Origin of the sequence: Aeromonas jandaei (genome assembly GCF_037890695.1) — a bacterium.
Lineage (GTDB): Bacteria > Pseudomonadota > Gammaproteobacteria > Enterobacterales > Aeromonadaceae > Aeromonas > Aeromonas jandaei.
In genome coordinates this window covers 4,542,057-4,551,172 of the sequence record NZ_CP149571.1, presented here as the reverse complement: position 1 = coordinate 4,551,172, position 9,116 = coordinate 4,542,057, and the positions used below count along the sequence as shown (strand labels likewise).

The following is a 9,116-nucleotide window of genomic DNA, read 5'->3' as shown; positions in this document are numbered from 1 at the left end:
CAATACAAGAAACCCCGCTCATCGAGCGGGGTTTTTTATTGCCTGAAATTTAGAAAATCGCCTGATAATTGCCCAGTTTTATTCCCCTCCTCTTGAATTTCCAATCATCCCCATCTGTTTCACTCATAAAAAATGGCCCAGAAAGCGTAAAATGGCGCTTTATTTCGTCGGAGATAGCCCATGTTTTGTCCAAAATGCGGCGGTCAAACCCTGCAGAGCGTCAGCCCCAAAGAGTTTCGCTGTGGCTGCGGTTTTCATTTTTTCCAGAATGTGGCGACGGCTGTGATGGTGGCGCTTTGCTGGCAGGATGAGGTGCTGGTTGCGGTGAGAGCGGGCAATCCGGGCAAGGGGTTGCTGGATCTGCCGGGCGGATTTGTCGATCCCGGCGAGTCGCTGGAGGGGGCGCTGGTGCGCGAGCTGCAGGAGGAGCTGGGGCTCGATGTCAGCGCCCAACCTTTTACCTATCTCGGTTCATTCTCCAATATTTACCCCTACGATGGCATCACCTATCACACCTGTGACACCTTTTTCGCCATCAAGCTGAGTGAAAAACCGGTCATCCGGCCGGCTGACGATGTGGCCGCCTGTCAGTGGCTGAAGATCCGCGATGTCCCCTTGTCCCGCTTTGCTTTTGAATCGACGCGCACAGCTATGGCGCGGTTGCAGCAATCCCCTTTGCAAGCCTGATCCCTGCTGATGACGATGGGGATTGGCAGCGACCATCCCTGTCTCATCCTTGTCCGCTTTTGTCTCGCAGACGCCATTCGTCAGACGGTGAGTGGTATAGTCAGCAGTGGATCCGGATTCAAGGAGCATATCGTGAAGAAGATAGTTCTCATCTTGCTCGGCATCGCCGTGGCGGCCTTGCTGGCCATAGTGACGTTGATAAGCCTTATCGACCCCAATCAATTCAAGCCCCAACTGGCTGAACAGGTGCGCAAGAGCACTGGGCGTGAACTGGTGATGGCGGGGGAGATTGACTGGCGTTTCTGGCCGAGTCTCGGCCTCTCGCTGGAGAAGGTTGCTCTGCGCAATCCGGCCGGTTTTGCCGAGCCGGATCTGGTTCGTTTCGAACAGGGCGAGGCCTCAGTGGCCCTGTTACCGCTGCTCTCCCATCGTCTGGAGATTGGCAAGGTGAGGCTGAGTGGCGCCCATCTCTTTATCCAGACCAAGGCGGATGGCAGCTCCAATCTGAGCGGACTGCTCAAAGATGCCACTGCTGATGCAAGTGAACCGGTCGCTCCCGCAGCCCCAGCGCCAACCGCTGACAGCAAGCCCTGGCAGATCAGCTTGCAGGGTGTCGCGCTCTCCCAGGCCAGTGCGCTGGTACAGGATGATCGCAGCGGCACGTCGCTGCGACTGGATCGCCTCGATCTCGATATGGGGCAGCTGGCCACCGGTCAGTGGGTACCCGTGATGCTGGCTGCCAAGGGGAGTGCCGACAAGCTCGCTTTCGATGTTAAAGGGCAGACCCAGATCAAGCTGGCGCAGGAGGTGATGGCCAGTGAACTGAAAGACTTGAGCCTCAGTGGCAGCCTGAGTGACCCGTCCCTGCGACTCGACAGTTTCTCTATCAAGGGAGACCGACTGGCCTTGGGTGAGTGGAGCAACCTCACGTTGGCGCTGAAAGGAGCCAAGGGGGAGGGGCAGCAAGCTTTACTGGCTGGTTCGCTGGAAGGAACATTCAAGGGACGGCTCGATAAAGAGATGAAGCTGGCCGAGCTCTCCGATGTGCTGCTGACGGCAGCGCTGGAAGGTGATGCCCTGCCACGCCCGCAGATGAAGCTGAAACTGGCCGGGTTTGCCCGTGCCGAGCTCGACAAGCAGTTGATTACCCTGAGCAAGCTGGTAATGAGTGCCGATGAGGCGCTACTGAGTGGTGATGGAACCGTGCAGCTTGGCGCTGTTCCCGCAATCAGCTTCGATCTCAAGGGGGAGAAGCTGGATCTCGACAAATGGCTCGCCAAATCGGCACCGACCACACCTGCGCAGGCGAAAGAGGAGAAACCGGCGGCCGGTGTTGCCAATACCGCGGTAAGTGGCAATAAAGCGGCAACCGGCAAGAGCGAAGCCCTCTCCGCGATCGAACCGGATCTGGGGGCGCTCAAGGGGGTGGATCTGGATGGTCGGCTGCAACTCGGCAGCCTGCGTCTGAAAGGGCTGGATCTTGGCGCAGTCGATCTGCAGGTGGCTCTGGTCAAGGGACTGCTGACGCTCAAGCAGTTCAGCGCGACCGTGGCAGGCGGTCAGGTAAACGCGAACGGGGTACTCGATGCACGCCAGCAACCCGCCACCTACAAGGTGCGCAAGCAGGTGGCCGGAGTGAACATTCGTCCCTTGTTGCAGACTCTGGCTCAGAGCGATCTGCTGGAGGGCAAGGGCGATCTCGATGTGCAGGTGCAGGGCCGTGGTCTCTCCGCGCTGGCACTGCGCAACGGGATGCAGGGCAAGGTGACCTTGAAACTGAGCGATGGCGCCCTGCACGGCATCAACCTGCCGGAGATGATCCGCGAGGCGCGGGCCACCCTCAGCGGCAAGGGGGCCGAGCAGGTGAAGGAGGCGCGCAAGACTGACTTCAGCGCCCTGACCGCCAGCTTCCAGATTGCCGATGGCGTTGCCCGCAGCAACGACATCCAGCTCTTTGCCCCGGCCCTGCGGGTCAAGGGTGAGGGGCAGACGGCGCTGGTGCCGGAGAGCCTCGACTTCCTGTTCCTCACCTCCATCGTCGAGAGCAGCAAGGGGCAGGGAGGCAAGGATGTGGACGAGCTCAAAGAGATCACCATTCCGGTGCGGATCGGCGGTCACTGGCAAGCTCCCAGCTATCAGCTCGATGTGAAGGCGCTGCTCAGCAACAACAAGCTGCTGGAGGATAAGGCCCGCAAGGAGGCCGAACGGGGCCTCAAGAAGCTGTTGGGGGACAAGGCCGACAACGAGGCTGTCAAAGGGGTGGCTGACCAGCTGCTCAAGGGATTGTTCAAATAGGTGGCGGTTCATATGGGCTGGCGGGAGCCGCGCCAATGCCGTTAGCGGTTGACCGGATGTCAGCACCATTGAAAAATGGCGCTGACATTTTTTATGGCGCAGTGATCTGCTGCGCCTTGATCCGGAGTCATCTCGAGTTGAACCCATGCGCCTGATCCTGCTGCTCTGCTCCCTGATCTGCTACGGCATGGCGTATCCCGTGCTGGCCGGGCCCCTGGCTGATCGCCTGGCGGGCGAGCTGGCCAGGCAGGCTCCCGAACAGGCGCTGCCTCTTGACGAGGTGCAGCGGCTCGATCGTCGCCTGATTGCCCCCGATTCCCTTCATCCCGCCTGGCAGCATTATCCGCTGCGCCAGTTGCAAGCCATCTATCGCTATCAGCAGGAGTGCGGGACAGAGAATGAGTTGCCCGCCGAGTGGCTGCCACTACTGCAGGCGCTTTGTGGCCAAAGGGCTGTGCCCTCGACCCGCTGGTTTGCCGCTCACCCCATCTATCCGTTGGGTGGCTCCAGCGCTGCCCGCTGGCTGGCAGGTCATCCGGCGGCCGGGCTCGACGCTCTGCTCCATGTGCGGGAGCGGCGTGATCAGCTGGGGCTGCTTGGCGAGCTCGGCGATGACAACCTCGACGCCCTGCTGCGGGGCGAGCGTTGGTTGCTGCAATCGGGTCAGCTCTGGCTGCTTGCCGATGGGCAGTGGCGCCGTTATGGCGCCGGTCAGTGGCAGCCGCTGGCCGAGCGGCTTGGCGTGACGCTGGATAGCCGCACTGCTGGTACTTGTGAAGAGCGAGTCGGAGGTATTTGCTTCAATACTGGCCCCACGCTTGGCTGGCAGTGGTTGGCGCTGGCCAGTTCCCTTGGTTTCATCCTGCTGCTGGGGTGGGCCAGCTGGCAGCGCTGGCGCCTGCTGCGGGAGCGGCGCGTCGCATTGCAGATGCTGACCCACGAGCTGCGCACTCCCATCATGGCGCTCTCCGGCATCAGCGAGGAGCTGCGCCACGATTTCGACCGACTGCCCCCTTCCGCCCAGCAGAGCGTGGGTCAGCTGCTGGGCAGTGTCGCCCGCCTGCATCAGCTGGCGCAGGCCAGTCGCCACTATCTGGCGGCTGAGACTCTGGAAGATGAGCGGGTGGCGGTCAGTCTCACCGAGTGGCTCACCCTGGCTTGCGAGCGGCATGACGCCACCTTCTGCCTTGAGCGGGAGATGACTCTGGCGCTCCCCTTCTACTGGCTCGATCTCGCCCTCGACAACCTGCTGCGCAACGCCAGCCAGCATGGCCGCGCGCCGGTTCGGATCTGTGCCAGCTGGCAGGCGGGGCGTTTGAACCTCGCAGTCAGCGATGGTGGCGAGCTGCCAAATTACCGGCTCGCCACCCTGCTGCGCCGCGGTGCCCGTGCCGATGGTTTGGGGTTGGGGCTTGCCATCGTGCGCCATCTGCTGCGTCGTCTTGGCGGGCGCCTCACCCTTTCCGGCCCGCCCACCACCTTCACCCTGACGCTGCCCTGCCAACTCTGGAGCGACCCCGAATCATGAAGACCATTCTGCTTGTCGAAGACGAGGCGCTGCTGGCGGAGAACCTGCAACGCTATCTGACCCGCGAAGGGTATCGTTGCCTCTGGTGCGACACTCTGGCTGCGGTGGAGCAGCAGTGGCTGGCGGCGGATCTGGTGCTGCTGGATCGCACCATGCCGGAGGGGGATGCCCTCGACAGGTTGCCCCTGTGGCTGGCGCGCAAGGCGCTGCCGGTGATCGTGCTCACCGCAAGGGTGGAGGTGAGCGATCGGGTGGCCGGGCTCGATGCAGGGGCGCGCGACTACCTGACCAAGCCCTTCTCCCATGACGAGCTGCTGGCGCGGATCCGGGCCCAGCTGCGTCAGCTGGGGGATGGCACTCAGGCGGTAGGCGGCTTGCAGCTTCATCCCGCCCGGATGCAGGCGAGCTGGCAGGATGCGGAGGTGAGCTTTACCCCCACCGAGTTTGCCCTGCTCACCCTGCTGGTGCGGATGGCGGGGCGGGTGCTGAGCCGGGAGGAGATCCTCAACCGGGTGTGGGGCTATCAGGCGTTTCCCTCCACCCGCACGGTTGATACCCATATTCTGCAACTGCGCCAGAAGCTGCCCGGACTGACCATCGAGACGGTGCGCGGCATCGGCTACCGGCTGGAGGTGCCAACGTAATGCATGCAACGCGGGCTGGACTGCTGTTGGCTCTAAGCGTCGGCTTGCTAAACGCAAGCTGCGTGATGGCAACCGATCGCCTCCTGGAAACCGAACGCGCCGACCCGCTGCAACCGGCTACCTTGGCGCTGTTGCAGGGAGATAACCGGCACGCCTGGCAATCTTTGCAGCAGGCATGGCCTGCCCTCAACAGCGATGCCGAGCGCCGTAGCTGGCAGGGGATGCTGGCTGCGCTGAGTGCCCAGCACTGCGGCAAGGATTTCCCGCTGACTCTGCCTGATGGGGTGAGCGAGCTGCGCCTTGAGCTGATCCAGCGCGATGCGCCGCTGCTGCGGGACTATCGGGTGCAGCTGACCGGGGAGGGGGCCATCACCGCCGCTGAACTTATCGATCCCGCTGGCCGTGACCGGCTGGCTGGCGCCCAGTGGGAGGCGGAAGAGAACACCGGAGTCAGGGTTGTCGGGGCCGATCTACCAACGCCTTTACCTGCCGGGCTCTATCAGCTGCGGCTGGCGGTGGCGGGCAAAGCGTGGCAGGTAGCGTTGCCGCTGCCTGCGGTGCAGGATCTGGACTGGCTCTCCCGCTCGCCGCAGGCGGTGGCCAATCCTCCCGCCAATCCCGCTTCTTGTTCGCCGCTCTGGCTCGATCAGGCTGTGCTGGCCCGCCCGCAATACTCCCTGCTGTGGTGGAACCGCCTGCCTCTGGATGGCAAGGTGGATTGGCCTGCCGCCACGCCCGACAGCTGGCGCACCCTCTCGCTGGTGCAAACCAGCCAGCGCGGCCAGCTGGTGTTGCAGCTAAGTCACAGTCAGGCGGGGCCGGTGGAGTGATGCCGGGGGATTGGGTCTCTGCTTCTGGCAAAGATTGTTTCGCTGGTGCAATGACTTTCACTTTTTTCTGATGTTATTTGCAACAATTGCCCGGTGGATGGTGGTGGCTACTAAATGCGAAATGGCTGGGAGGACTCTCCGCCTCTGCTCTGTGCTTAATCCTGACATTGCCCTGACAATCCAGGCCAGCCGATCTGCTGCAATGGCGGCTCCCGTTTTTATCAGGAATCACCGACCATGACTTTTCTGCCCGTGCTAACGAGCCGGATCCGCCCGCTGTTGCTGTTAGCGCCGCTGTTCTCCTTGCCTGCCGAGGCGTTGACTCTGGCCAACGATCAGTGGCGCATCGAGCTGGATCCCGCCACCCTGGCTGCCGAGGCTATCCTACCCTCGGGCCAGCACCTTGCCATCTCTGTCCCCGGCCCGCGCCAACCGGTCACCACGCTGCAGCAGGAGGGGGAGCGTGCCAGCTGGCTGACCCGTGCCGATGGCGAGGTGCGAGCCTCGGCCCGCCTCGAGGGCAATCGCCTGATCCTCACCCTGAGTCGTGCGAGTGCAGGCGACTTGGTATGGCCGCGAGTGCCGGCAGGGGCGCAGGCGCTGATGCTGCCGATCCACGAGGGTTTTCGCATCCCGGTTGAGCATCCCGCGTGGCGCCAGGCGCTGGCGCAAGAGTATCAGGGGATCAACACCACCGAGGATCTTACCCTGCCGCTGGTCGGGCTGGATCACGGCGATCAGCAGCTGGCGATCCTCTTTGCCAACCCCTTCAACAACCGGCTCACTTTTACGCCCGGGAAAGATGGTATTGCCCTGACGGCGGCCCATAGCGTCAATCGCCTCAATCTGGCCGACCCCTATGAGGTGGTGGTGTCGCTGCAGCCGGGCAACGACTGGCTGGCGGCGGCCAAGGTCTATCGCAACTGGCTGCAGGAGCGGGGCGAGCTGGTCTCGCTCGAGAGCAAGCTGGCGGCAGTAAAGGATGGCAAGCGGCTGATCGGCGCCTCTCACCTCTACCTCTGGGGCGAGCGACTGCTGGTGCCACAGGATGTGAAGAGTTGGCCCGCACTGCGTCGCCTGATCCCCGCCGACTGGCTCAAGGGGGAGAGCAAAACGGCGCTGCAAGCGCCCGATCTTGAGCGCAGCCGCTATCTGCAAAACCGGGTGCTGACCGGAGTTGAGCAGGCGCTGGTGCTGCGCCATCCGGGTCAGCAACCGGCCGATTTCGCCGCCCGGCGCATGCTGGCGGCCACGCAACTGGGTGCTGCGCTCAACGAGCCACAGAGCTGGGGGGATGGCAGCTCGGCCAAGATGATCGCTGCTCTCAAGCAGGCTGGACTACCCAAACTCTGGCTGGGTCTGCCCCAGTGGACGGCTGGTTTTGCTGCGCCAGAGGGGATAGCGCTTGCCAAACAGGCGGGCTATCTCATCGCACCTTACGACTCTTACGATACCGCGCTGCCGGAGGGGAATCGCCAGCAGAGCTGGCTCACCGCCCAGATGGGGCAGGATAGCTACCTGCGCTGCGGCATCATGTTGGAGAATGGACGGCGCAAGAGCGGCTTTCAAAATAGCGGTGTCTACACCAATCAGGCCTGTGTGCGCCCGGTGATGGAGCAGCGAGTGCCAAAATTGCAGCAGGCGAGCCACTACAACAGCTGGTTCCTTGATGTGGCTGCGACCGGCATGGTGTTTGACGACTTCGACCCAGCCAAGCCAACCAGTCAGGCGCAGGATGCGGACAACCGGATGGCAGGGATGGCGTGGATTGCCAAGAGTCAGGGTGTGCTGGTGGGCTCCGAGGAGGGCGGCGCGGTTGCCAACCGCACCGCGGCCTTTGCCCACGGCCCCCAGACCAGCGGCTTTGGCTGGCAGGATCCCGATATGCGCCGCAACAAGCGCTCTCCCTACTATCTGGGAGCCTGGTATCCCGACTATCAGCCCGCGTTCTTCTTTCGCCAGAGCCATCTAAAACCTGAGTATCAGGGGCTCTACTTCGATCCGGCGCTGCGGTTGCCACTGTTCCAGAGCGTCTTTCACGACAGCATAGTGACCACCCATCACTGGACGATGGACAGCCTCAAATTCAGGGAGAGCCGTCAGGTGACCGAACTGTTGCAGCAGCTCTACAACGTGCCGCCGCTGCTCAACCTCAGTCTGGATAGCGCCAGCGCGCGCATTCCCTACCTCAAGGGGCTCGATACCTTCTTCCGCCCACTGCATGAGCGGCTCTACAACCAGCCCCTCACCGGTTTTCGCTGGCTCGATAAACGAGGCGTGGTGCAGCAGAGCGAGTTTGCCGATGGCACTCGACTGATTGCCAACTTCGGCCCGGCCACCGAGCTGGCAGGGATCAAACTGGCCGCTCAAAGCGTGCTGGCGCTGCTGCCAGATGGCAGCCAGCAGCAGTTTGTCTCGCAACCGGATGGCGCCCGCTAATCGGGCGTTCTGGCTTTTATTTCATCAGAGGATGCTGTGGCAGAACTTTTCATGTATAGATGAACGTTCTGCAAAATAAATGAGAGGTAGTTCTGATGATTGAGAGTGAAGTGATTAGAGAGGCAAACCATCCGGCGTGGCCGCTGGTCTGGCAGATCTATGGCGAGAGTTTTCCCCGCTACGAGCAGCGCCAGTCACAGCATCAGCCACAGAAGATGCGGGATCCTCGCTATCACTGCCAAATCTTTTATCAGGACGGCCTGCTGCTCGGTTTCATCTTCTGGTGGGCTTGTGGCGAGCAGATCTATATCGAACATCTGGCCATCAATCCGGCGCTGCGCGGCCGCAACTACGGCAGCCGCCTGCTGGCCGAATTTCGCGAGCGGGCAGGCAAAACCGTCATTCTCGAGATCGATCCGCCAGAGGATGAGATTGCCATTCGCCGTCTGCGCTTCTATCAGGGGCTGGGCTTTTGTCTCAACGATTATGCCCATCTCCACCCACCCTATCATCCTGACTATCAAGGTCATGCGCTGCGGGTGTTGAGCTATCCGGGGCTCCTTGAGGAAGAGGCCTATCAGCGTTTCAACAGCATGCTGGTGGAGACGGTGATGGATCACGGCTGAGCAGCCGCAAGAATGCTGTTTTACCGATAAGAGAAGGGCCCGCCTGAAGCAATTCAGGCGGGCCCCT

General features: G+C 62.1%; 7 protein-coding genes. All 7 read left to right on the top strand.

Translation table 11 applies throughout. The features are described from left to right. The first annotated feature begins 180 nt into the window (after nucleotides 1-180). Nucleotides 181-687, top strand: coding sequence for an NUDIX domain-containing protein (locus WE862_RS21355; RefSeq protein ID WP_042029670.1), 507 nt, complete (start codon nucleotides 181-183; stop codon nucleotides 685-687). 132 nt (nucleotides 688-819) lie between these two features. After that, the gene (locus WE862_RS21350) at nucleotides 820-2,982 is read left to right on the top strand and encodes an AsmA family protein (protein ID WP_042029672.1); all 2,163 of its coding nucleotides are present in this window, start codon (nucleotides 820-822) and stop codon (nucleotides 2,980-2,982) included. Nucleotides 2,983-3,127: 145 nt separating this feature from the next. Next, the gene (locus tag WE862_RS21345; protein WP_042029673.1) at nucleotides 3,128-4,510 is read left to right on the top strand and encodes a DUF3404 domain-containing protein; all 1,383 of its coding nucleotides are present in this window, start codon (nucleotides 3,128-3,130) and stop codon (nucleotides 4,508-4,510) included. Then, the gene (locus WE862_RS21340) at nucleotides 4,507-5,154 is read left to right on the top strand and encodes a response regulator transcription factor (protein ID WP_042029674.1); all 648 of its coding nucleotides are present in this window, start codon (nucleotides 4,507-4,509) and stop codon (nucleotides 5,152-5,154) included. Before WE862_RS21345 ends, WE862_RS21340 begins: the two co-directional genes overlap by 4 nt. Nucleotides 5,155-5,219: 65 nt before the next feature. Continuing rightward, nucleotides 5,220-5,984, top strand: a complete 765-nt coding sequence (locus WE862_RS21335) for a DUF2861 family protein (protein ID WP_225628332.1) — start codon at nucleotides 5,220-5,222, stop codon at nucleotides 5,982-5,984. Nucleotides 5,985-6,221: 237 nt separating this feature from the next. Continuing rightward, complete coding sequence (locus WE862_RS21330) at nucleotides 6,222-8,423, top strand: glycoside hydrolase (RefSeq protein ID WP_042029677.1); 2,202 nt, start codon at nucleotides 6,222-6,224, stop codon at nucleotides 8,421-8,423. 95 nt (nucleotides 8,424-8,518) lie between these two features. Continuing rightward, entirely contained in the window at nucleotides 8,519-9,049 is a 531-nt protein-coding gene (locus WE862_RS21325; RefSeq protein ID WP_042029679.1) for a GNAT family N-acetyltransferase, read from the top strand. Nucleotides 9,050-9,116 lie beyond the last annotated feature (67 nt).

Excerpts from the sequence above, each read along its gene's own strand:
- WE862_RS21355 (WP_042029670.1), top strand. The coding sequence starts at position 181 with ATGTTTTGTCCAAAATGCGGCGGTCAAACCCTGCAGAGCGTCAGCCCC.
- WE862_RS21345 (WP_042029673.1), top strand. The coding sequence starts at position 3,128 with ATGCGCCTGATCCTGCTGCTCTGCTCCCTGATCTGCTACGGCATGGCG.
- WE862_RS21340 (WP_042029674.1), top strand. The coding sequence starts at position 4,507 with ATGAAGACCATTCTGCTTGTCGAAGACGAGGCGCTGCTGGCGGAGAAC.
- WE862_RS21335 (WP_225628332.1), top strand. The coding sequence starts at position 5,220 with ATGGCAACCGATCGCCTCCTGGAAACCGAACGCGCCGACCCGCTGCAA.
- WE862_RS21330 (WP_042029677.1), top strand. The coding sequence starts at position 6,222 with ATGACTTTTCTGCCCGTGCTAACGAGCCGGATCCGCCCGCTGTTGCTG.
- WE862_RS21325 (WP_042029679.1), top strand. The coding sequence starts at position 8,519 with ATGATTGAGAGTGAAGTGATTAGAGAGGCAAACCATCCGGCGTGGCCG.